Annotated in this window: 24 protein-coding genes; 9 read left to right on the top strand and 15 right to left on the bottom strand. The window is 61.5% G+C overall.

Annotated features, from left to right (window positions below; translation table 11 throughout):
* Nucleotides 1-20 precede the first annotated feature (20 nt).
* The 5 genes from maa to BHU62_RS11285 form a co-directional block, all read right to left on the bottom strand.
* Nucleotides 21-578 (bottom strand): maltose O-acetyltransferase, encoded by a 558-nt coding sequence (gene maa / locus BHU62_RS11265; RefSeq protein ID WP_073532086.1) that lies wholly within the window; start codon nucleotides 576-578, stop codon nucleotides 21-23.
* A 147-nt stretch (nucleotides 579-725) separates the two neighbouring features.
* Nucleotides 726-1079 (bottom strand): MmcQ/YjbR family DNA-binding protein, encoded by a 354-nt coding sequence (locus BHU62_RS11270; RefSeq protein WP_073532087.1) that lies wholly within the window; start codon nucleotides 1077-1079, stop codon nucleotides 726-728.
* 4 nt (nucleotides 1080-1083) lie between these two features.
* Nucleotides 1084-1500 (bottom strand): secondary thiamine-phosphate synthase enzyme YjbQ, encoded by a 417-nt coding sequence (locus BHU62_RS11275; RefSeq protein ID WP_073532088.1) that lies wholly within the window; start codon nucleotides 1498-1500, stop codon nucleotides 1084-1086.
* 125 nt (nucleotides 1501-1625) lie between these two features.
* Nucleotides 1626-2819 (bottom strand): amino acid aminotransferase, encoded by a 1194-nt coding sequence (locus BHU62_RS11280; protein ID WP_073532089.1) that lies wholly within the window; start codon nucleotides 2817-2819, stop codon nucleotides 1626-1628.
* An 81-nt stretch (nucleotides 2820-2900) separates the two neighbouring features.
* Entirely contained in the window at nucleotides 2901-3368 is a 468-nt protein-coding gene (locus tag BHU62_RS11285; RefSeq protein WP_004936775.1) for an Lrp/AsnC family transcriptional regulator, read from the bottom strand.
* A 215-nt stretch (nucleotides 3369-3583) separates the two neighbouring features.
* Here BHU62_RS11285 and BHU62_RS11290 point away from each other — a divergent pair, with 215 nt between their 5' ends.
* Nucleotides 3584-4351, top strand: coding sequence for a transporter substrate-binding domain-containing protein (locus tag BHU62_RS11290; RefSeq protein WP_073532090.1), 768 nt, complete (start codon nucleotides 3584-3586; stop codon nucleotides 4349-4351).
* Nucleotides 4352-4395: 44 nt separating this feature from the next.
* On the opposite strand, the gene alr is transcribed toward BHU62_RS11290, so the two are convergent.
* Together alr and dnaB are read right to left on the bottom strand one after the other, a co-directional pair.
* The gene (gene alr / locus BHU62_RS11295) at nucleotides 4396-5475 is read right to left on the bottom strand and encodes an alanine racemase (RefSeq protein ID WP_073532091.1); all 1080 of its coding nucleotides are present in this window, start codon (nucleotides 5473-5475) and stop codon (nucleotides 4396-4398) included.
* A gap of 17 nt (nucleotides 5476-5492) precedes the next feature.
* On the bottom strand, nucleotides 5493-6917 hold the full coding sequence (dnaB, locus tag BHU62_RS11300) for a replicative DNA helicase (RefSeq protein WP_025160134.1): 1425 nt from the start codon (nucleotides 6915-6917) through the stop codon (nucleotides 5493-5495).
* Nucleotides 6918-7097: 180 nt separating this feature from the next.
* On the opposite strand from dnaB, the gene BHU62_RS11305 reads away from it, so the two are divergent.
* Nucleotides 7098-8081, top strand: coding sequence for a quinone oxidoreductase (locus BHU62_RS11305; protein ID WP_073532092.1), 984 nt, complete (start codon nucleotides 7098-7100; stop codon nucleotides 8079-8081).
* Nucleotides 8082-8380: 299 nt separating this feature from the next.
* On the opposite strand, the gene pspG is transcribed toward BHU62_RS11305, so the two are convergent.
* Both pspG and dusA read right to left on the bottom strand, forming a co-directional pair.
* The gene (gene pspG, locus BHU62_RS11310; RefSeq protein ID WP_073532093.1) at nucleotides 8381-8599 is read right to left on the bottom strand and encodes an envelope stress response protein PspG; all 219 of its coding nucleotides are present in this window, start codon (nucleotides 8597-8599) and stop codon (nucleotides 8381-8383) included.
* A 157-nt stretch (nucleotides 8600-8756) separates the two neighbouring features.
* Entirely contained in the window at nucleotides 8757-9767 is a 1011-nt protein-coding gene (gene dusA, locus BHU62_RS11315; RefSeq protein ID WP_073532094.1) for a tRNA dihydrouridine(20/20a) synthase DusA, read from the bottom strand.
* Between the two features lie 201 nt (nucleotides 9768-9968).
* Here dusA and BHU62_RS11320 point away from each other — a divergent pair, with 201 nt between their 5' ends.
* A complete protein-coding gene (locus tag BHU62_RS11320) occupies nucleotides 9969-10502 on the top strand; it encodes a tetratricopeptide repeat protein (protein WP_073532095.1) in 534 nt (177 codons plus the stop codon).
* Nucleotides 10503-10520: 18 nt separating this feature from the next.
* Nucleotides 10521-11066 (top strand): RNA polymerase sigma factor, encoded by a 546-nt coding sequence (locus BHU62_RS11325; RefSeq protein ID WP_078062045.1) that lies wholly within the window; start codon nucleotides 10521-10523, stop codon nucleotides 11064-11066.
* A gap of 37 nt (nucleotides 11067-11103) precedes the next feature.
* On the opposite strand, the gene BHU62_RS11330 is transcribed toward BHU62_RS11325, so the two are convergent.
* Nucleotides 11104-11676: a sugar O-acetyltransferase gene (locus BHU62_RS11330; RefSeq protein WP_073532096.1), complete on the bottom strand. Its 573-nt coding sequence runs from the start codon at nucleotides 11674-11676 to the stop codon at nucleotides 11104-11106.
* A gap of 244 nt (nucleotides 11677-11920) precedes the next feature.
* Between BHU62_RS11330 and zur the strand changes: the two genes are divergently transcribed.
* Nucleotides 11921-12433: a zinc uptake transcriptional repressor Zur gene (zur, locus tag BHU62_RS11335; RefSeq protein ID WP_015379223.1), complete on the top strand. Its 513-nt coding sequence runs from the start codon at nucleotides 11921-11923 to the stop codon at nucleotides 12431-12433.
* 95 nt (nucleotides 12434-12528) lie between these two features.
* On the opposite strand, the gene dinF is transcribed toward zur, so the two are convergent.
* From dinF to BHU62_RS11350, 3 genes are all read right to left on the bottom strand, one after another.
* On the bottom strand, nucleotides 12529-13866 hold the full coding sequence (gene dinF, locus BHU62_RS11340) for an MATE family efflux transporter DinF (protein ID WP_073532097.1): 1338 nt from the start codon (nucleotides 13864-13866) through the stop codon (nucleotides 12529-12531).
* Nucleotides 13867-13969: 103 nt separating this feature from the next.
* Nucleotides 13970-14578, bottom strand: a complete 609-nt coding sequence (gene lexA, locus BHU62_RS11345) for a transcriptional repressor LexA (protein ID WP_025160136.1) — start codon at nucleotides 14576-14578, stop codon at nucleotides 13970-13972.
* 102 nt (nucleotides 14579-14680) lie between these two features.
* Complete coding sequence (locus BHU62_RS11350; RefSeq protein WP_073532098.1) at nucleotides 14681-15049, bottom strand: diacylglycerol kinase; 369 nt, start codon at nucleotides 15047-15049, stop codon at nucleotides 14681-14683.
* A 148-nt stretch (nucleotides 15050-15197) separates the two neighbouring features.
* Between BHU62_RS11350 and plsB the strand changes: the two genes are divergently transcribed.
* Entirely contained in the window at nucleotides 15198-17663 is a 2466-nt protein-coding gene (gene plsB, locus BHU62_RS11355; RefSeq protein WP_073532099.1) for a glycerol-3-phosphate 1-O-acyltransferase PlsB, read from the top strand.
* A 66-nt stretch (nucleotides 17664-17729) separates the two neighbouring features.
* Here the strand turns inward: plsB and ubiA are convergent, their stop codons facing one another.
* Nucleotides 17730-18602 carry a 4-hydroxybenzoate octaprenyltransferase gene (ubiA, locus tag BHU62_RS11360; protein ID WP_073532100.1) on the bottom strand — a complete coding sequence of 291 codons (873 nt, stop codon included), beginning with the start codon at nucleotides 18600-18602 and terminating at the stop codon, nucleotides 17730-17732.
* Nucleotides 18603-18619: 17 nt separating this feature from the next.
* Complete coding sequence (gene ubiC, locus BHU62_RS11365; RefSeq protein ID WP_038874327.1) at nucleotides 18620-19135, bottom strand: chorismate lyase; 516 nt, start codon at nucleotides 19133-19135, stop codon at nucleotides 18620-18622.
* Nucleotides 19136-19527: 392 nt separating this feature from the next.
* Here ubiC and BHU62_RS11370 point away from each other — a divergent pair, with 392 nt between their 5' ends.
* From BHU62_RS11370 to BHU62_RS11380, 3 genes are read left to right on the top strand one after another with little or no spacing between them, the layout of a single operon-like run.
* Complete coding sequence (locus BHU62_RS11370) at nucleotides 19528-20910, top strand: MFS transporter (protein ID WP_073532101.1); 1383 nt, start codon at nucleotides 19528-19530, stop codon at nucleotides 20908-20910.
* Nucleotides 20911-20934: 24 nt separating this feature from the next.
* Nucleotides 20935-21936, top strand: coding sequence for a LacI family DNA-binding transcriptional regulator (locus BHU62_RS11375; protein ID WP_073532102.1), 1002 nt, complete (start codon nucleotides 20935-20937; stop codon nucleotides 21934-21936).
* A gap of 21 nt (nucleotides 21937-21957) precedes the next feature.
* The gene (locus BHU62_RS11380) at nucleotides 21958-22941 is read left to right on the top strand and encodes a nucleoside hydrolase (protein WP_073532103.1); all 984 of its coding nucleotides are present in this window, start codon (nucleotides 21958-21960) and stop codon (nucleotides 22939-22941) included.
* The last annotated feature ends 33 nt before the right edge of the window (nucleotides 22942-22974 follow it).

A 22974-nucleotide genomic window follows, 5' to 3' on the forward strand; every position in this document is an offset into this window, starting at 1 on the left:
GCCCGGCGGCGCCCGTTTTTTTATAACTGCTTGAGGATCCTGGCCGGGTTGCCGCCCACCACGCAGTTGGCCGGCACGTCTTTGGTCACCACGGTGCCGGAGGCCACTACCGCATTGTCGCCGATGGTCACGCCCGGGTTGATCACCGCCCGCCCGCCGATCCACACGTTGTCGCCAATCCTGACCGGCTTGCCGAACTCCGCCCCGCCGAGGCGGGTCTCGGCATCCAGCGGATGGGTGGCGGTGTAGATATGCACGCCCGGCGCCAGCAGGCAGTTGTCACCGATATGCACCTCGCACACGTCGAGGATCACGCAGTCGAAGTTGGCGTAAAAGCGCTTGCCGAGATAAATGTTATAGCCGTAGTCACAGCGGAACGCCGGCTCGATAGTGCCGCCCTGATAGCGGCCCAGCAGTTCACCCAGCCACTGTTTGCGCTGCTCGCCCTCTTCCGGCGAGGAGTGGTTATAACGATGCGTCAGCTGGCGCGCGCGCCGGCGTTCACTGCGCAGCAGTTCGTCGCCGGCGTCGTACAGTTCCCCGGCGATCATCTTGCGCTTTTCTTCGCTGATGGCCATCTCGGTCTCCTTATCCATCCGCATTTTTTGCCTGCCAAGCGTAGCCGCTTTGGTGCGGCAATAAAAAGGGAACGTTCCCAATTTAAAATAACGATCACAATTTCAAACGAAAATGGGGAGAAAGTGGGCGGCGCCGCCGCCCGGCAATCAGGCGCGCAGTTCCTGGCGCACGTGTTCGGGCAGGCCTTCCACCACCAGCTGATAGGAGCTGTCGATCAACATGTAAAACTGCGAGTTCGGCAGGTTGCCATCAAGAAATACCGTATTCCAGTGCGCCTTGTTCAGGCCGTCGCAGGCGACGATCTCCGGATGGTGTTCACGCAGGCTTTCCGCCAGCTCCGGGCTGGACTTGACCGCCAGCGCCGGCCGCCCCTGCACCTCGCACACCATGGCGAACATCACGTCGCCCACCTTGATTTGGCTGGCCTGCCACTGGTTCTGGTCGCTCTGCTCCGCGCCCGGCTTCGCCATGCAGTACTCCAGCAATGCGCTGTTATTCATTGGGTTATTCCCCCTGTAAAGTGGCCACAATACGGCGTGCTCCGCCGTGGATGCGGTGCTCCCCCAGCCAGATGCCCTGCCATGTGCCCAACATCAGCCGCCCGTGCCCGACGGGCAGCGTCAAGGAAGCGCCCAGCAGCGAGGATTTGATGTGCGCCGGCATGTCGTCCGGCCCTTCGTAGTCATGCTGATAGGGTGCATTTTCCGGCACCTGACGCAGAAAATGCTGCTCCATATCGGCTCGCACCGTGGGATCGCAGTTCTCGTTGAGCGTCAGCGAGGCCGAGGTATGCTGCAGCAACAAATGCAGCAGGCCGGTTTGCAGGCGGTGTAAGTGGGTTAACTGGTCGGTGATCTCGTCGGTAACCAGATGAAAGCCACGCGCTTTTGCGCTGAGGATTAGCGTTTGCTGATGCCACATGAGTGAGCGCCCCTCAATCAGTATATTCTCTCTCCGGTTTGCGGCAACTTCGGCGGCGCGCCGGCAATAAAAAAGGAGCGATATCGCTATCGCTCCCCGATGAACGCCGTTCAGACTAACAGGCGTTACTGCACCGCGGCAAACGCCTCGGCCACCTGACGCACGTTGTTGTGGTTCAGGCCGGCCACGCACATGCGGCCGCTGTGGATCAGGTAGACGCCGAACTCTTCACGCAGGCGATCGACCTGCGCCGCGCTGAAACCGGTGTAGCTGAACATACCGCGCTGCGCCAGCAGGTAATCGAAGTTGCGCTGTGGCAGCGCGCTCTTCAGGGTGTCAACCAGCGCGTGGCGCATCTCGAGAATGCGGGTGCGCATGCTTTCCACTTCGTCCAGCCATTGGGTTTTCAGTTGGGCGTCGTTCAGCACTCTGGCCACCAGCTGCGCGCCGAAGTTCGGCGGGCTCGAGTAGTTGCGGCGCACGGTGGCCTTCAGCTGGCCCAGCACGCGCCCGGCCGCCTCTTCACTTTCGCACACCACCGACAGGCCGCCGACGCGCTCGCCATACAGCGAGAAGATCTTCGAGAACGAGTTGCTCACCAGGCACGGCAAACCGGCCGCCGCGATGGCGCGAATGGCGTAGGCGTCCTGATCCATGCCGCCGCCGAAGCCCTGATAGGCGATGTCGAGGAATGGAATGATTTCACGCTCGGCGATCACCTTGACCACTTCGTCCCACTGGGCGGGGGTCAGGTCGGAACCGGTCGGGTTGTGACAGCACGGATGCAGCAGCGCGATGCTGTGCTTCGGCAACTGTTTCAGCGCAGCGAGCATGGCATCGAACTTCACGCCCAGGCTTTCGCTGTCGAAATACGGGTAGGTATTCACCTTGAAGCCGGCGCCGCTGAAGATGGCGACGTGGTTTTCCCAGGTCGGATCGCTGACCCACACCTGCGAATCCGGGAAGTAGCTTTTCAGGAAGTCGGCACCCACTTTCAGCGCGCCGGAACCGCCGACGGTCTGAATGGTGGCGATGCGCCCCTGCTGCAGCATCGGGTGCTGCGCGCCGAACAGCAGTTGCTGGATGGCGGAACGGTAGGGTTGCAGCCCTTCCATCGGCAGGTATACCGAAGCGCCGTGCTCGACGCTGTTCAACTGCGCTTCCGCCGCGGCGACCGCCCGCATCTGCGGGATGATGCCCTGCGCATCGTAGTACAGGCCGATACTCAGGTTCACCTTGTGCGCGCGCGGGTCTTGTTTGAATTTTTCCATCAGCGACAGAATGGGATCGCCGGCATAGGCGTCAACGTTCTGGAACACGGGGTTTTTCTCCTGGTTATTGTGGTTTGGGCACAGCGTTACGTTCCTAATATAGACGCAAAACCGCATTCGGTTTTAGCTTTATCTCGCCACCGGCAACAAACCGTTTTCCTTGATGCGATTGAGCACCACCGCCGTTTTGATATGCGCCACGCTTTTGTGCGGCGACAGCGTCTGGCTGATGAACTCGCTCAGCGCCGGCAGATCCGCCACCGCCACTTTCAGCAGGTAATCGGCGTCGCCGGTGGTTTTGTAAGCGTCAAGGATCGCGTCCACCTCCTCCAACATCTGATGAAAACTATCGATCTGCTCTTGCGCGTGCGTAATCAGGCTGACTTCGATCAGCCCCACCAGCCCCAGGCCGACCGCCTCCGGCGCCAGCCGCGCGTGGTAGCCGCGGATCAGCTGCGCCTGTTCCAGACTGATGCGCCGCCGTGAACACTGGGAGGCGGAGAGCCCCACCAGCTCGCTCAGTTCCTGATTGGTCAGACGGCCGTTGGCCTGTAACAGCGTCAGGATTTTCATATCAAAATCGTCAATGTTGTACATAGCCACCTGTAAACTGTGTTAATAAATGTTGACGTTACAGCCTACCAGTTTTTTTACCGTTGCCGACGTCACACCCCGGCGCTTAAATCGCGTACAGCAGCAACGCCCGGCGTTTTCGCCGGTAAGCGGCATAAAAAACGGCTAACTCATGCAGGCAAACGACAATTAACGGCGAAGTAACGCATAAAACCACGAATGTATAAAAAGGACGCCAGATGAAAAAGCTACTCCCTCTCGCGCTGCTGCTCGCCGCCGGCAGCGCCGGCGCGCAATCCCACCTGGACAAGGTGCTGCAGCAAAAAACCCTGGAGGTCTGCACCACCGGCGACTACAAGCCCTATACCTTCCTCAAGGAAGACGGCGGCTATGAAGGCATCGACATCGATATGGCGGAATCGCTGGCCAAGAGCCTGGGCGCCAAGGTGAAATGGGTGAAAACCAGCTGGAAAACCCTGACGCCGGACTTCGTCGCCGGCAAGTGCGACATCGCGATGGGCGGCATCTCCGTCACGCTGGAGCGGCAGAAACAGGTGTTCTTCGCCGACAAGCTGGACACCGACGGCAAAATCCCGCTGGTGCGCTGCACCGACGTAAAGAAATACCGCACTATCGAGCAGATCAACAAACCGTCGGTGCGTCTGCTGGAGCCGGCGGGCGGAACCAACGAAGCCTTCGTGCACGCCTATCTGCCAAAAGCCAAGCTGACGCTGACGCACGACAACATGAGCATTTTCCAGCAGTTGGTGGACCGCAAGGCGGACGTGATGATCACCGACGCCTCCGAGGCGCTGTACCAACAGAAGCGCTATCCGAAGCTGTGCGCGGTTAACCCGACCAAACCGATGCAGTACGGCGAGAAGGCTTATATGCTGCCGCGCGACGATCTGAGCTGGAAACTGTACGTGGATCAGTGGCTACACCTGGCCAAGGCGACCGGCGAGTATCAGAAGATTATCGACAAATGGTTGGCGGTAAAGAAGTAACCCGCTGAGAAACGGGGCCGACGCGCGTCGGCCCCTGCGGCGCATCAGTCGCCGATGTATTCCATCGCCACGCGCTGCGTGAGCTTGGTGATCAGTTCGTAGGCGCTGATGCCGGTACAGGCGGCGATGCGCTCGACCGGCAACGCCTGGCCCCACAGCACCGCTTCATCCCCCACCTTATCGATGGCGTCCGGCCCGAGATCGACCGAAATCATGTCCATCGACACCCGACCGACGATCGGCACTTCGCGGCCGTTGATCAGGATCGGCGTGCCGGTCGGCGCGCTGCGCGGGTAACCGTCGCCGTACCCCATCGCCACCACCCCGAGCCGGGTGTCGCACGGGCTGATCCAGGTGCCGCCGTAACCGACCGCTTCGCCGGCCTTGTGCTCGCGCACCGCGATCAGGCTGGATTTCAGCGTCATCGCCGGCTGCAGACCGTGTTCGACACCGCTGCCGTTATCCAGCGGCGAAACGCCATACAGGATAATGCCGGGGCGCACCCACTCGTTGTGGGCGTCCGGCCACAGCAGCGTGCCGCCGGACGCGGCGACCGAACGCTGGCCCGGTTTGCCGCACGCGAACTGCTCAAAGCAGGCGATCTGTTTCAGGGTGGCGTCGGACTCCGGCTCATCGGCGCGGCTGAAGTGGCTCATGATATTGACCGGCTGCGCCACGTTGCGGCAGGCGCACAGACGCTGGTAAAACGCCTCCGCCTGTTCGGGGCGCACCCCCAGCCGATGCATGCCGGTATCGAGCTTCATCCACACCGGCACCGGGCGTGCCAGCTCGGCCTGCTCCAGCGCTTCGAGCTGTTCGATGCTGTGCACCGCGGTTTCGATATTGTTCGCCACCAGCACCGGCAGGTCTTCGGCACTGAAGAAGCCTTCCAGCAGCAGGATCGGTTTGACGATGCCGCCGGAGCGCAGCATCAGCGCCTCGCCGATGCGCGCCACGCCGTAGCAGTCGGCGTCTTGCAGGGTGTGTGCTGTTTCCAGCAGGCCATGTCCATAAGCGTTTGCTTTCACAACGGCAATCAGGCGGCTTTGCGGCGCCTGACGGCGCACCTGTTGCAGATTATGTCGCAGAGCGCGGCGGTCGATTACAGCGGTTGCCGCTTTCATTTCAGTTCCTTAGCTTATTATTCGTCATCGTATTGTGGCCCCGCGTAGTTATCGAAACGCGACCACTGGCCGTTAAAGGTAAGGCGCACGGTGCCGATCGGGCCGTTACGCTGCTTACCGATAATAATTTCCGCGATCCCTTTCAGATCGCTGTTCTCGTGATAGACCTCATCACGATAGATGAACATAATCAGGTCGGCGTCCTGCTCGATAGAGCCGGATTCACGCAGGTCGGAGTTGACCGGGCGTTTGTCGGCGCGCTGCTCCAGGCTTCGGTTCAGCTGCGACAGCGCCACTACCGGTACCTGCAGCTCTTTCGCCAGCGCCTTCAGCGAGCGCGAAATCTCGGCGATCTCCAGCGTACGGTTGTCGGACAAGGCCGGCACGCGCATCAGCTGCAGGTAGTCGATCATGATCAGGCTGAGCCCGTCATGCTCACGGAAAATACGCCGCGCACGCGATCGCACTTCGGTCGGCGTCAGGCCGGAGGAATCGTCGATGTACATGTTGCGCTTCTCCAGCAGGATACCCATGGTGCTGGAAATGCGCGCCCAGTCCTCGTCGTCGAGCTGGCCGGTACGGATACGCGTCTGATCCACGCGCGACAGCGACGCCAGCATACGCATCATAATCTGCTCACCGGGCATCTCCAGGCTGAAGATCAGCACCGGCTTTTCCTGGGTCATCGCGGCGTTTTCGCACAGGTTCATGGCGAAGGTGGTTTTCCCCATCGATGGACGGGCGGCGACGATGATCAGATCGGACTTTTGCATGCCCGCGGTTTTCTTGTTGAGGTCCTGATAGCCGGTATCGACCCCGGTCACGCCATCGTGCGGCTGCTGATACAGCTGCTCGATACGCGATACGGTGTCTTCCAGGATGCGTTCGATGCCCTTCGGGCCTTCGTCTTTGCTGGCGCGGTTCTCGGCGATTTGGAAAACGCGGGACTCCGCCAGATCGAGCAGGTCTTCGCTGCTGCGCCCCTGCGGATCGTAGCCGGCGTCGGCGATCTCGTTAGCCACCGAGATCATCTCGCGCACCACCGCGCGCTCGCGCACGATATCGGCATAAGCGCCGATGTTGGCGGCACTCGGGGTATTTTTCGACAGCTCGGCCAGGTAGGCGAAGCCGCCAACCGAGTCCAGCTCGCCCTTCTGCTCCAGCGATTCGGACAGGGTGATGAGATCGATCGGTTTGCTCATCTCCAGCAGCCGCTGCATCTCGGTAAAGATCAGGCGGTGCGGGCGGCTGAAGAAGTCGTTGGCGACTACGCGCTCCGCCACGTTGTCCCAGCGTTCGTTATCCAGCATCAAACCGCCCAACACCGACTGCTCGGCTTCCAGCGAATGCGGCGGCATCTTCAGCCCTTCCATCTGACGATCTCTGGAACGCTCTCTGGTTTCGTCCGCGTTTGTTTTGTTGGTTGGTTTTTTTCCTGCCATGAAACGTAGTCTTTACCCGGTTGCGAATGAAGGATCCTGACGCGAGAGTATACGTGATTTTTATTCGTGATTCTTGCGGCATAACCGATGCAAAAAAGGCATTGAACCTCACGCGGGCGAACTGGATCTCCGATACTAAAAAGAATAGGGTGAATTCAGACACTCAAACGAGGTAACGACATGGCCAAACGCATTCAATTCTCCGCCACCGGCGGGCCGGAAGTCTTGCAATACGTTGATTTTATCCCCCTCGATCCGGCCGCCGGCGAAGTCCAGATCGAGAACAAGGCGATCGGCATCAACTACATCGACACCTATGTGCGCAGCGGGCTGTACGCGCCGCCTAGCCTGCCGAGCGGCCTCGGCACCGAGGCGGCCGGCGTGGTGATCAAAGTCGGCGCCGGCGTCAGCGCGATCAAACCGGGCGACCGGGTGGTCTACGCGCAATCGTCACTCGGCGCCTACAGCGAAGTCCACAACGTGCCGGAAGAAAAAGTGGCGCTGCTGCCGCACAATCTGAGCTTTGAGCAGGGCGCCGCCTCTTTCCTGAAAGGGCTGACGGTTCACTACCTGCTGCGCCAGACCCACGAAGTGCAGCCGGGTGAAGTGTTCCTGTTCCATGCCGCTGCCGGCGGCGTCGGGCTGATCGCCTGTCAGTGGGCCAAAGCGCTGGGCGCACGCCTGATCGGCAGCGTCGGCTCCGATGAGAAGGCCGCGCTGGCGAAACAGGCCGGCGCCTGGGCCACCATCAACTACCACAAAGAGGATATCGCCCAGCGGGTGGCCGAGCTGACGCACGGCGAGAAGGTCGGCGTGGTATACGATTCGGTGGGGCAAAGCACTTGGCAAGCCTCGCTCAACAGCCTGAAACGGCGCGGCCTGATGGTCAGCTTCGGCAACGCCTCCGGCCCGGTGACCGGCGTCGATCTGGCGCTGCTCAATCAGAAGGGCTCGCTGTATGTCACCCGCCCTTCTCTCAATGGGTACGTCACCAACCGCGCCGAGCTGCAGTACGCCAGTAACGAGCTGTTCTCGCTGATCGGCAGCGGCGCCATTCGGGTGGAGGTGAAAGACGAACAGAAGTTCGCGCTGGCCGACGCCCAGCGCGCACACCAGGTGCTGGAAAGCCGCAGCACCAGCGGCTCCAGCCTGCTGATCCCCTAAGAATGGCAAAAGAAAAGGGCTCCTTGCGGAGCCCTTTCTATTACTGCGTTTTGTAGGGGTAGAGCAGAGTCCGCCAGAGACAGGGGTTGCTTCAGCAACACGAATTTTAGTTGTCTCTCACGGTGATGAAATTGGTTGCATCACTGCATCGACAGACATCCTAACAGCCCCGTCCGGCAAAAAACACGCTTTATGTGCCACAACCCGGTGGAAAACTATCAAGCTGTGATCGCTGCCGCATTAGCGGCACGGGCCGTCGTGCAAGTTTCAGCGCGACTGTCTGATTATTCAGCAAAAAATCAGTAACGCCCGGCCTGTGGTTTCTGCATCGCACGGTAAATCCACACGCCGACCACCGCCAAAATCAGCCACGGCAACAGCTTGAACACCACCGCGAACAGCCCGCCCAACAGCATGAACGCCGCCGCCACCAACAGCGCGGCGAAGATCCCCAGCAGCGAGATGCCGGTGACCATCAGCATCACCACAAAGCCAATGAGAAAGAAGATTTCCAACATGATTGCTCCTTTGCAATGCAATGTATCTGCAGAGTGAATTACAAGAAGCGTGCCAGAACGGCGAAAGTGCTAACCTATTGAAAATACGGGGCAGGCATCCGGCAACGCACCGAATGCCTGGCGAAAAAGACTAACTGTTGGTCAAATTTTTTGTGAGTTATGCCATTTCGACGCGCGGTTGCCGCACCAGCGCCAACGCCTGCTCCACCACCCGCGCATCGGCACCCGCTTTGTGGGCGTTTTCGCTCAGATGGCGACGCCACTGGCGCGCGCCCGGCACGCCCTGGAACAAACCGAGGATGTGACGGGTGATGTGGCCGAGATAGGTACCGTTGGACAGCTCGCGCTCGATGTACGGATACAGCGCTTCGACGATCGCCACGCTGTCCGCCACCGCGGTCTGCGCGCCGAACAGTTCGCTGTCGACCCGCGCCAGGATGCCCGGATTCTGGTACGCCTCGCGCCCCATCATCACGCCGTCCAGATGCTGCAGGTGCTGTTGCGCCTCCTCCAGCGTTTTCACCCCGCCGTTGATGGCGATGGTCAGCGCCGGGAAGTCCCGCTTCAGCTGATAGACGCGCGGATAGTCCAGCGGCGGCACTTCGCGGTTCTCTTTCGGGCTGAGGCCGGAAAGCCAGGCCTTGCGCGCGTGGATGGTGAACATGTCGCACTCGCCGCGCCCGGCGACGGTTTGGATAAAGTCACACAGGAAGGCATAGCTGTCCTGGTCGTCGATGCCGATGCGGGTTTTCACCGTCACTGGGATCGACACCGCGTCGCGCATCGCCTTGATACAATCGGCGACCAACGTCGCCTGGCCCATCAGGCAAGCGCCGAACATGCCGTTTTGCACGCGATCGGACGGGCAGCCGACGTTGAGGTTGATCTCGTCGTAACCGCGTTGCTCCGCCAGTTTGGCGCAGTGCGCCAGCGCGGCCGGATCGCTGCCGCCCAGCTGCAGCGCCACCGGATGCTCTTCTTCGCTGTAGGCCAGATAGTCACCCTTGCCGTGGATGATCGCGCCGGTGGTCACCATCTCGGTGTACAGCAGCGTTTCCTTCGTCAGCAGGCGGTGGAAATAGCGGCAATGACGATCGGTCCAGTCGAGCATCGGCGCGATGGAGAAACGATTGGCGGCGTAGGTGGGGGCGTGGTTGTCTTTCGTCATGCTGAGTTACTGGCTACCTGAATCTGTCTGGGTTCAACGAACGGCGCGCGGCCGCAAACGGCTATTATAACGACAATCGGCGCCGTTGGGAAAACCGCCTTGCCGATGGTGTAAATAAACGGGATGAAACGAATAAATTCATCCATTCAGGTGTTATCTCGTTACGGGCGCGCACGGCGCCTCTGCCTTGAGGACACAACCATGAACAGCTTCGTTAAACGCCTGCTATCGCCGGTCATTGCCGGCTGTCTGCTGTTTTCCGGCGCAGCGCTGGCGATGGGCGGCGATAGCAGCGGCCAAACCACGCCCACCTGCCCGAAAGGCCAGGTCTACGACAGTAAAACCCAGACCTGCATGGTGGATAAAGGCAGCAGGGTCGGCGACGCTGACCGCACCAACTACGCCTATGCACTGGCGAAAAGCGGCCGCTATCAGGAAGCGCTCGACATGCTCAACACGCTGAAAGATCCCAACACCGCCGTCGCGCTGAATTATCGCGGTTATGCTACGCGCAAACTCGGTCGCACCGATGAAGGTATCGGCTATTATTTAAAATCAGTGGCCCTCGATCCGAAATACCCCAAAGTGCGCGAGTACCTGGGTGAAGCCTATATGTTGAAAGGCCGGCCCGATCTGGCGCGCCAACAGCTGCAGGTGATTCGGTCGCTGTGCGGCACCGGGTGCGAAGAATACCGCGATTTGGCGGCGGCCATCGACCACCACCCGGAATCTTGATCCGACGCGCCGGCGGAGGTGACTATCAGCGGCGATGCAATACGCGATGAACTCGGCCAATACCTGTCCCGCCTGTGGCGCTATGCGCTGGTGCTCTCGCACCGGCGGGATGTCGCCGACGATCTGGTGCAAGCGACCTGCGTGCGAGCGCTGGAGCGCGCCGCGCAATTCACTCCCGGCTCGCACCTGGATCGCTGGCTGTTTTCCATCTTGCACTCCATCTGGGTCAATGAAGTCCGCGCCCTACACCTCCGCCAGGGGCAAGGTTGCATGGCGGCGGAAGAACTGGGCGATGCGGACAACGGCGAACAACCGATCTGGGCCCATGAAGTGATGCGGCAAATGAACCGCTTGCCGGAAGCCCAGCGCAATGCGCTGTTTTTGGTGTATATCGAAGGGCTTTCTTACCGGGAAGCCGCGGAAGTGCTGGCGGTGCCAATCGGCACCATCATGAGCCGCCTGGCGACCGCACGTCTGACCTTGGCCGGGGACAGTCAGCTGCAAACCGACGACTCACACCGCAGGAAGAATCCCTCGGCTCCCATCCCCCGCCGCCATCGATAAACCGTTGGCCGCCTTCTCCGTGCCAGCCCTTAAAGCCCTACTCCAGCGCGCGGATAACCCGGCACGGTTGCCCCAACGCCAGCACGTTGGGCGGAATGTCGCCGGTCACGACGCTGCCTGCGCCGATGGTCGTGCCGTCGCCGATGGTCACCCCCGGCAGGATCACCACGTTGCCGCCGATCCACACGTTGTTGCCGATAGAAACCGGCTGCGCCGAGGTGCGGAAGGGAAAGTTCGGATCGCCGGTAAAGCGTTCGTCGGCCTTCAGCGGGTGGCTCGGCGTGTAGATTTGTACATTGGGGCCAATCAGCGTGTTATCGCCGATGGTGATGGTATTGCAGTCGAGGAACACCGCATTGACGTTGATAAAACAGTTTTTACCGATGCGGACATGCTGCCCGTAGTCGCACCAGAATGGCGTTTCGATCCAGCTCGCCTCACCCCAGGCGCCGAACAACTCGCCGAGCAGGCGGTTTTTCTCGTCAGCCTGATGCGAATCCAACTCGCCCAGATCTTTGGTCAGCGCCCGAGCCCGATGGTACATGGCGATCAGTTCTTCATCGCGGCTGTTGTACACCTGGCCGCTCAACAATTTCTCTCTTTCCGTCATCGCAAATGGCTCCCGCTCACAACGCTCATGAGGCGCGTTATACCGCTCACGCCCTTCGCCCTCCAGCGCTAAAACCGGCAATGTTGATTTGCCGCCCGGCGGCGGAGAAAAACTGTGATACAGCTCTCGTTTAGCGCGCCAAACGCGCCTTTCCCTGCGCTATCCTCAGGGGAAAAGGGGCAACTCTCGGCGATTCGCCGTAATCATGGTAAAATCGGCTTTTTTACGTACCGGGATATTTGCGATGAACTCAACCACCCAGGAAAAGCTGCTGGCGCAGGCGGAACGCCTCTGCCAGCAACGCAATGTGCGATTGACGCCGCAACGGCTGGAAGTGCTGCGTCTGATGACTCAGCAACCCGGTGCGATCAGCGCCTACGACCTGCTCGATCTGCTGCGCGTCGCCGAACCGCAGGCCAAGCCGCCGACGGTATACCGCGCACTGGATTTTCTATTGGAACAAGGGTTTATCCATAGAGTGGAGTCCGCCAACAGCTACGTGCTGTGCCACCATTTCGAACAGCCGATGCACACGTCCGCACTGTTTATCTGCGACCGCTGCGGCCAAGTAACCGAGCGCACCACCGAAGGCGTCGAGGAAACGCTGCAGAAGCTGGCGCAGGAAGCCGGATTTGCGCTGCGGCACAGCGTGGTGGAAGCGCACGGCCTGTGTGCCGGCTGCGTGGAGGTGGAGGCTTGCGACAGCAAGCATGACTGCGCTGAACACGATCACAGCATCGCCATCAAGAAGAAGTAATACGACTTCAGGTACCTCCCTGTACCTGCGGCCGGGGCGCCAAAGGAAGAATGGCGACGCCGGCCGGGCAGGGTTAACCCACTAAAGCACCCGGTTTAATGCGCGGCAAACCAGCTGCCGCGCACCTGGTGACGGCGCCAAATCCAGCCCAACGCCAGGCCGCGCAACGCCAGAAACACCACCAGCGCCAGCCAGAGCCCATGATTGCCCAACAGCGGCACGCTTAACAGCGCCAAGCCATACCCCGCCGCGGCCACCGCCATGCTGTTGCGCATCTCGGCACCGCGCGTGGCGCCGATAAACATGCCGTCCAGCAAATAGCACCATACGCCGACCAGCGGCAAAATAACCTGCCACGGCAAATAGTGAGCGGCCAGCGCACGCAGCTCCGGCAAAGAGGTCAACGCCGCCACGATCTGCTGGCCGGTAACGGCATATACCAGGCCGAAGACCAACGCGACCAGCCCCGCCTGCCGACAGGCTGCATGCCACACCTTGCGCAGCTGGCTGTCGTCCCGGGCGCCGTAGGCGTGGCCCGAATGGGCCTCCACGGCATAAGCGAAGCCGTCGAGCGCATAGGCGGTGAAGGTCAGCAAATTCATCAATACCGCGTTGACCGCTACCACGTCGCTCCCCAGGCGAGCACCGAAGATGGTCAGCGAGGCGAAGCACAGTTGCAGCAGCAATGAACGCAGCATGATATCGCGATTAAGCGCCAGCAGCCGGTGCAAATCGCCGCGCCAGGCGTGGCGCAGCATCGGCAGGGTAATGCCGCGCAGGCGCATCACTCGCCACGCCAGCCACAGGCCGAGCAACAACGTGGCGTATTCGGCGATGGCAGTCGCCGCCGCCGCCCCCCGCACGTTCCAGCCCAGGCCCATCACCAACCAGATATCCAGCACGATGTTCAGCAGGTTGCCGACAATCAGCAGAATCACCGGCGCGCGCACGTACTGCACACCGAGCAGCCAGCCCAGCAGCACCAGATTGGCCAGCGCCGCCGGGGCGCTCAGCCAGCGGATCTCGAGAAAACGCCGCGCCTGCTCCAGCACTGCACCATCGCCGCCGACGATCCGCAGCGCCAGCTCGATCAGCGGGTAGCGCAGCAGGACGATCGCCCCCCCGGCCAACAGCGCCAGCAGCAGCGGCTGCATAAAGGCGCGTGCCAGTGCCTGCGGATCCTTTGCCCCCAACGCCTGCGCCGCCAGGCCGGTGGTGCTCATGCGCAGGAACAGCAACAGCATGAACAGGAAGCTGGTCGCCATCGCACCGATCGCCACGCCACCCAGATAGGTCGAGCTGTCGAGGTGGCCGATCACCGCGGTGTCCACCAGCCCGAGCAGCGGCACGGTGATATTGGAGAAAATCATCGGCAGGGCCAGGCGCCACAAGGCTTTATCGGTGTCGCTGGTGAAGGCGGAAATCAGGCGCATGATGCAATGTTCCCGTGGCAGTGGTCCGAATGGCTGAGTCAGAAACAAAAACGCCCCAAGGCAGGGGCGATTTAAGCAGGAAGCGGTGGTGATGGCGCGACGATTAAATCCAGTCGCCGTTGCGGATCACGCCCACCGCCAGCCCTTCGATAGTGAAATTCTGCTGACGCAGATCGACCACGATCGGTTGGAATTCGTTGTTTTCCGGCAGCAATTCAACCACGTTGCCGTGCTTTTTCAGGCGTTTGACCGTCACTTCGTCTTCGATGCGCGCCACCACGACCTGGCCGTTGCGCACGTCTTGCGTTTTGTGCACTGCCAGCAGATCGCCGTCCAGAATGCCGATGTCGCGCATTGACATGCCGTTCACCCGCAGCAGGAAATCGGCACTCGGTTTAAACAGGGAAGGGTCCACCTGGTAGTGCCCTTCGATGTGCTGCTGCGCCAGCAGCGGCTCGCCGGCGGCGACGCGGCCGATCAGCGGCAGGCCCTCTTCTTCTTCCATCAGTAGGCGGATACCACGCGACGCGCCGGAGACGATCTCGATCACCCCTTTACGCGCCAGCGCCTTCAGATGTTCTTCGGCGGCGTTCGGCGAGCGGAACCCCAGACGCATCGCGATCTCGGCACGCGTTGGCGGCATGCCCGTTTGCGAAATATGGTCGCGAATCAGATCGTAGACCTCTTGCTGTCTGGTAGTTAGTGCTTTCATTCCGCCCCCTGTTTGTTTATACAGTCTTGCTGTGAGTATATACAGGTAAGCGCGGATTGGAAACCGAAGAATAAATAAAAATCAGTCAGTAGGCGCTTTGCGTCAGCCAAAATGCTGCCATAAGACCGTTCCCCAAACGAACAGCGCCAACACGATCGCCAGCGACACCGCCGCCGATCCCATGTCCTTGGCCCGGCCGGAAAGCTCGTGATGTTCGCTGCCGATGCGATCCACCACCGCCTCGATCGCGCTGTTCAGGATCTCGACGATCATCACCAGCGCTACCGATCCGATCAATAAAATGCGCGCTATCGCACCCACATCCAGCCAGACAGCCAGTATGATAGCCAGGATGGTCGCCACCAGTTCCTGGCGGAACGCCGCCTCGTGCTGCCAGGCGGCGGAAAGCCCTTTATAGGAATAGCCGGCGGCTTTGATGATGCGGGTTAGGCCGGTTGCTTGGTTTGCCATGTTTTCGTGCCTTTCTCAGAGGTCGGTCATAATAAAAAGAGTCTAGAACAGTCCGCGCTGACGGCTCTCGGTTTTCGAACACCACAGATCTGCTACCCGGTTTCTGGTATGCTTGCGGCGCATTGCTAACAAGAGGCTTCACGTTGTTATGTCAGGTTGGCGTAAAATTTATTATAAAATATTGAATTTACCACTTAAATTGTTGGTAAGAAGTAAGGTCATCCCTTCAGATCCGGTTACCGAGCTAGGATTGGATCCCTCGCGGCCGATTTTGTATGTTTTGCCTTACAATTCCAAGGCGGATTTGCTGACGCTGCGCACCCAGTGCCTGGCGCAGGATCTGCCCGATCCGCTCAACTCGCTGGAGATCGACGGCACCGTGTTGCCGAGCTACGTGTTCATTCACGACGGCCCGCGCGTGTTCCGCTATTACACCCCGAAAGAAGAGTCGGTAAAACTGTTTCACGACTATCTGGATCTGCATCGCAGCAATCCGGATCTCGACATTCAGATGCTGCCGGTTTCGGTGATGTTCGGCCGTTCGCCGGGCCGCGAAGGCCACGGTACGCCGCACCTGCGTCTGTTGAACGGCGTGCAGAAATTCTTCGCCGTGCTGTGGCTTGGCCGCGACAGCTTCGTGCGTTTCTCCAACACCGTTTCGCTGCGCCGCATGGCCACCGAACACGGCACAGATAAAACCATCGCGCAGAAACTGGCGCGCGTGGCGCGCATGCACTTCTCGCGCCAGCGTCTGGCCGCGGTCGGCCCGAGCCTGCCTGCCCGTCAGGATCTGTTCAACAAGCTGCTGGCGTCCAAGGCGATCGAAAAAGCAGTCGAGGACGAAGCGCGCAGCAAGAAGATCTCTCACGAGAAAGCCCAGCAGAACGCCATCGCGCTGATGGAAGAGATCGCCGCCGACTTCTCCTACGAAACCGTGCGCCTGTCCGATCGCGTGCTGAGCTGGACCTGGAACCGGCTGTATCAGGGCATCAACGTCACCAACGCCGAACGCGTTCGCCAGCTGGCGCAGGACGGCCACGAGATCGTCTACGTGCCCTGCCACCGCAGCCACATGGACTACCTGCTGCTGTCCTACGTGCTGTATCACCAGGGCCTGGTGCCGCCGCACATCGCCGCGGGCATCAACCTCAACTTCTGGCCGGCCGGCCCGATCTTCCGCCGTTTGGGCGCGTTCTTCATCCGTCGCACCTTCAAGGGCAACAAGCTGTACTCGACGGTGTTCCGCGAATACCTCGGCGAGCTGTTCACCCGCGGTTACTCGGTGGAGTACTTCGTGGAAGGCGGCCGTTCCCGCACCGGGCGTCTGCTGGAGCCGAAGACCGGCACCCTGTCGATGACCATCCAGGCGATGCTGCGCGGCGGCGCCCGTCCTATCACGCTGGTGCCGATCTACATCGGTTACGAGCACGTGATGGAAGTGGGCACCTACGCCAAAGAGCTGCGCGGCGCCACCAAGGAAAAAGAGAGCCTGCCGCAGATGCTGCGCGGCCTGCGCAAGCTGCGCAACCTGGGCCAGGGTTACGTCAACTTTGGCGAGCCGCTGCCGTTGACCGCTTACCTGAACCAGCACGTGCCGCAGTGGCGCGAGTCTATCGATCCTATCGAAGCGCAGCGCCCAAGCTGGCTGACGCCGACGGTCAACGATCTGGCCGGCAAGATCATGGTGCGTATCAACAACGCCGCCGCCGCCAACGCCATGAACCTGTGTTCTACCGCGCTGCTGGCCTCGCGCCAACGCTCGCTGACCCGCGAACAGCTGATCGAACAGCTCGAATGCTATCTGCAGCTGATGCGCAACGCGCCTTACGCGCGTGACGTCACCGTGCCGACGCAAACGCCGGACGAGCTGCTGGATCACGCGCTGAACATGAACAAGTTCGAGGTGGAGAAGGACAGCATCGGCGACATTATCATCCTGCCGCGCGAGCAGGCGGTGCTAATGACCTACTACCGCAACAACATCCATCACCTGCTGGTGCTGCCGTCGCTGATCGCCAGCATCGTGATGCATCACCGCCGGGTATCGCGCGCCGAGCTGCTGCGGCAGATCGGCATGATCTACCCGATGCTGAAAGCAGAACTGTTCCTGCACCACGATAAGGAACAGCTGCCGGAGGTGCTGCGGCCGATGATCGACGAACTGATCCGTCAACAGCTGATTTGCGACAAAGGCGACGAGCTGGTGCTGAACCCCGCGCGCATTCGTCCCTTGCAGCTGCTGGCCGCCGGGGTGCGTGAAACCCTGCAACGCTACGCCATCACCATGTCGATCCTCAGCGCCAACCCGAGCATCAACCGCGGTGCGCTGGAGAAAGAGAGCCGCATCATGGCGCAGCGCCTGTCAGTGCTGCACGGCATCAACGCGCCGGAGTTCTTCGACAAGGCGGTGTTCTCCACCCTGGTGGCGACGCTGCGCGAAGAAGGCTATATCAACGACAGCGGCGACGCGATCCGCGAGCACACCCTCGAGGTGTACAACATGCTGAGCGATCTGATCACACCGGAAATCAAGCTGACCATCGAAAGCGTCAACATGCCGGCGGAGACCAACGCCCTGCCGCAAGCCGATGTGGAAGAAGAGAAAGACGAGTGATTTCGCCCGAAGCGGAAAAACGAAAGGCACCCCAAGGGGTGCCTTTTTTCTTGCTTTATCCAGACGTTACGCCGGCAGATAACTCAGCGCAATGCCGATAAACACCACCAGCCCGACGTAGTTGTTTTGCATAAAGGCCTTGAAACAGGCTTCGCGCTCGCGGCCGGCGATCTGCTTCTGCTGGTGAATAAACAGCGCGCCCGCCAGCAGCAGCGACCAGTAGAACGCTCCGCCGAGCTGCGCCAGATAACCGACCCACACCAGCAGCAGCAGCGTGGCGAACTGCAACAGCCCGACGATCAGCTTGTCGTAGCGGCCGAACAGGATTGCGGTGGACTTGATGCCGATCTTCAGGTCATCGTCGCGGTCGACCATCGCATACAGCGTGTCATAAGCCACCGTCCAACAGATATTGGCCAGCAGCAGCAGCCAGCAGCTGAGCGGCAGCGATTCGCTGACCGCCGCATAGCCCATCGGGATGCCCCAGCCGAACGCGGCGCCCAGCACGAACTGCGGCAGGTTGGTCACCCGTTTCATAAACGGATAAACCCAAGCCAGCGCCAGCGCCGCCAGCGACAGCCAGATGGTCATCGCATTCAGCGTCAGCACCAGAGCGAACGAGATCAGCACCAGCACCACGAACAGCACCTTGGCCTCTTTCTCGCTCACCCGGCCGCTCGGCATCGGTCGCCCGGCGGTACGTTTCACATAGCCGTCTACCGCGCGGTCGGCGTAATCGTTCACTACGCAGCCGGCGGCACGCATCAGATAAACGCCGAGCGCGAATACCAGCAGAATCGACAGCGGCGGCACGCCTTTTCCGGCCAGCCACAGCGCCCACAGCGTCGGCCACAGCAGCAGCAAGGTGCCTATCGGTTTATCAATGCGCATCAAATGGCTGTAAGCCCGCCATTTACTTTGAGTCACGCTTCCCTCCAAGATCTTGTTCTCCTCTCTTATGCGGGAACCGCTGAATACAGCGGTGAAGCCGGTAAAAACAGTTCGGTCAGCAACAGCGGTTTGCCCGCCAGCCGCAAACGAGAACGGCGCGCCCAGAGCGCGTCCTGCCGGCCGATATGAATATAGTCGCGGGTCAGATCGCCACTGCTGAACAGATAACGGCCCAACGGCAGCGTGCCCAGATCCACCAGCGCCTGGTCGGGGCCGGTCAACGTATTTTCCGGGATCACCGTGCGCCCCAGCAGCCAGGGCTGGTCGTCGCCCAGCAGCACCACTTCGCGCAGCCAGTAGCGCGGGCTGTCGGGCAGATGGTTCGCCTCATCCCCCAGCGCCTCACGCGTGACGAAGCATTCACGCTGCGGTTCGACGCGCACCTGGGCGCAATGGCGTTCAAATCGGCGGGTCATGGAGCCTAACTCCATCAGCCAGTCGCTGACGGCGGCGGGCGCCGGAGGATCCTGTTCGGATAGCCACTCCAGCGGCGGCAGGATGGAATCCCTGATGCCAGACATTGCTTTACTCCTCGCCTGAGCCGCGGCCGGTACGGCGCGCCAGACGATACAAACTGTTAACAGGCCCCCATTGTAGCGCAGAAATGCGAAAGCGGCAGGCTGATTCGTGGCGAAAACGGCGGGCGCACCCGCCGGAAAAACCGGGCTTCTGTCATCTTTTTGCCATCCGCGTTCTCTATCTTCGTTCTCCGACGCGATGACGATTCTGTGATCGCCTGCAAAGTTTCATCTTTGCTGCGTTGTTTTATCTACGCGCGTAGATACCCTGACACAGCAGCGTTGAATCGCCATGCGTCCGACATGATTCGTCGGCACACCTTTGTTGCCGGCACCAGGGAAACCATCTTTAACCGCGTCCGCCAAGGCGCAGAACAAAAGAGGATAGCACTGCCATGAGCGAAACAACGCTTGCCACTCCACAAACCGCCGACACCGCGCTGGCGGCCGATGAACGCCTGGCAACCAAAGAGGGGCGCAGCCAATTTTGGCGTGCCACCTTCTCCTGCTGGCTCGGCACCGCCATGGAATACGTCGACTTTGCGCTATACGGCCTGGCGGCCGGCATGGTGTTCGGCGACGTATTCTTCCCCGAAGCCACGCCGCTGGTCGCTCTGCTGGCCAGCTTCGCCACCTACTCCGTCGGCTTCGTCGCGCGGCCGATAGGTGCGCTGGTGTTCGGCTGGATCGGCGATCGCAAAGGCCGCCGCGTGGTGCTGATCACCACCGTGGCGCTGATGGGCATTTCCACCACGCTGATCGGCCTGATCCCGTCCTATGCGCAAATCGGCGTCTGGGCGCCCACCTGCCTGGTGATTCTGCGCTTCGCGCAGGGGTTCGGCGCCGGCGCCGAGCTGTCCGGCGGCGCGGTGATGCTGGCGGAATACGCGCCGGCCAAACGGCGCGGACTGGTGGCGTCGATCATCGCCATCGGCTCCAACAGCGGCACCCTGCTAGCGTCGCTGGTGTGGCTGCTGGTACTGCAACTCGACAAGGAAGACCTGATGAGCTGGGGTTGGCGCATTCCGTTCCTCGCCAGCATTCTGATCGCCGGGGTAGCGTTGTACCTGCGCCGCCACGTGCGGGAAACGCCGGTTTTCGAACGCGAGCTGCAGCAAAACCACCAACGCATGCTGGACGCCGCCAGCGCCGTGCCGGACTCGCGCAGCTACCTGCAACGCACCAAGGCGTTCTGGGTGATGCTCGGCCTGCGCATCGGCGAAAACGGCCCGTCTTATCTGTGCCAGGGCTTTATCGTCGGCTACGTCGCCAAGGTGCTGATGGTCGACAAATCGGTGCCGGCGCTGGCGGTGCTGATCGCCTCGCTGTGCGGTTTTTTGGTGATCCCGTTGGCCGGCTGGCTGTCGGATCGCTTCGGCCGTCGCGTCACCTACCGGTGGTTCTGCCTGCTGCTGGTGCTGTATGCCTTCCCGGCGTTCTGGCTGCTCGACAGCCGTGAGCCGGCGATCGTCATCTCGGTGATCGTGGTCGGCATGTGCATCGCGTCGCTGGGGATCTTCGGCGTGCAGGCGGCCTACGGCGTCGAGTTGTTCGGCGTGAAGAACCGCTACTCCAAGATGGCGTTCGCCAAGGAGCTCGGCTCGATCCTCTCCGGCGGCACCGCACCGCTGATCGCCACCGCGCTGCTGTCCGGTTTCGGTCACTGGTGGCCTGTCGCCTGCTATTTTGTTGTAATGGCGGCCATTGGCTTAATCACCACCTTCTTTGCTCCCGAAACCCGCGGCCGCGATCTCAACCTGCCGCAGGATGCCGCATAGCGAGAAGGCGAACAGGACCCCAATTTGGATAATCACTCCGCGCGACGCGTTACCCGCGCCGACGTAGCCCGCGTTGCGGGCACCTCCGTCGCCGTGGTCAGTTATGTGATCAACAACGGCCCGCGTCCGGTGGCGGAAGCCACCCGGCTGCGCGTGCTGGCGGCGATCGAGCAGACTGGCTACCGGCCGAACGACATCGCGCGGGCGCTGGCCTCCGGCAGCACGCAAACCTACGGGCTGGTGGTGCCGGATATTTCCAACCCGTTCTTCGCCACCCTGGCGCGGGCGCTGCAGCAAGAGGCCTTCAGCCGCGGCCGCGTGCTGCTGCTGGGCGACGCCGGCGACGACCGGCAGCGCGAATATGAGTTGATCAACAACCTGTTGCGCCGCCAGGTCGACGGCCTGCTGTACACCAGCGTCGATCGCCATCCGTGGTTCGATCTGATCCGCGCTTCCGGCACCCCCTGCGTGATGATAGACACTATCGACAGCCAGGCCGGCGTCTGCGCCATTCGCGTCGACGAGCGCGACGCCGCCTGCCAGGCGACCCGCCACCTGCTGCAACACGGCTATCGCGACATCGGCATTTTTATCGGCCCGCTGACCATGCTCAACGCGCAGGATCGCCTGAACGGCTGGCGCGATGCGCTGCTTGAAGCCGGCATCGCGCCGCGCGACGAGTGGATTTTCGAGGCACCCTACACCCGCCACGGGGGCTATCAGGCCACGCAGCGCCTGGTGCAAGGCCCACGCCCGCGCGCCGTTTTCACCTCCAACGAGCAGCAGGCGCTCGGCTGCCTGTCCGCGCTGGCGGAGCATGGGCTGCGCGCGCCGGACGATCTGGCGCTGATCTGTTTTAACGGCACGCAGCAATCCGAGTTCAGCGTGCCGCCGCTCAGCGCGGTCGAGCAGCCGATCGACGCCATGGCCAAGCGGGCCATCGCCATGCTGGCCGCCGGTGCCGCGCCCGCCGAGCTGCATGAATTCGCTTTTCAACTGCGCATCCGCCGCTCGTGCGGCTGTTAGCGGTTTTTCAGGACACCCTATATGCGTTTGATCATTGATTGCGATCCCGGCAACGGCGTTCCCGGCGCCAACGTCGACGACGGCCTGGCGCTGGCGTTGGCGCTGGCGGCCAAACCGCAGCTGCAGCTGGAACTGATTAGCATCGTGGCCGGCAATACGCCGCGTGAAGTGGGCTTTGCCGTCGCCACCGAGCTGCTGGCGCAGAGCGGCTATCAGGTGCCTGTTGCCCTCGGTGCGGCGCGCGCCCTGAGCGAGCCGCCGGAACCGTGGCGCGCTCATCTGGACCGCCCGATCGCCGATCCGAAGTTGGCGGCGCTGTGGTGTGACTTGCCCGCGCCCTCGCAGGCCACCGCACCCACACCGGACGCGGCCATCGCCATCGGCGAATTGATCTGCTGGCATCCCGGCGAGATCACGCTGGCGGCGATCGGCCCGCTGACCAACGTCGCGCACGCCATGCAGCTTTACCCGCAGATGGCGCAGGCGGTGAAGGAGATCGTCATCATGGGCGGCGTGTTCAACGTCGAGGGATACATCAAGGACACCAATTTCGGTCTGGATCCGGAAGCGGCGCGCCTGGTGTTGAATAGCGGCGCTAACATCACGCTGGCACCGCTGGATGTCACCACGCAGACCATGCTGACCCAGGCGGATCTGGCCGCGTTGACCCAGCCGGATACCCCGCTGTGTCGCTATTTGCGCACCACCACGCAGCCGTGGATCGACTATTCGCGCCATACGCGGCGCCTGCCGGGCTGCTGGATCCATGATGCGCTGGTGATCGCCTGGCTGCTGGCACCGCAGTTGGTCACAACCGATATGTTCTATGTGGATGTGGCGCTGGAAGGGGCGTTGACGCGCGGCAGCTCGCGCCGCTGGCGGCCGGGCAGCCTGCGCCTGACGGTCGGCATGCCAGAGCCGCAGGGCAAGCCGGTGCGCGTCATGCAGCAGGTGGACAACGCCCGTTTGCTGGCGTTGATCGGTGCAACGCTGGCTCGCGGATGAAAAAAGGTGCGCCGAGGCGCACCAATCATCGAG

The sequence above is a fragment of the Serratia marcescens genome, from assembly GCF_001902635.1.
GTDB lineage: Bacteria > Pseudomonadota > Gammaproteobacteria > Enterobacterales > Enterobacteriaceae > Serratia > Serratia marcescens_F.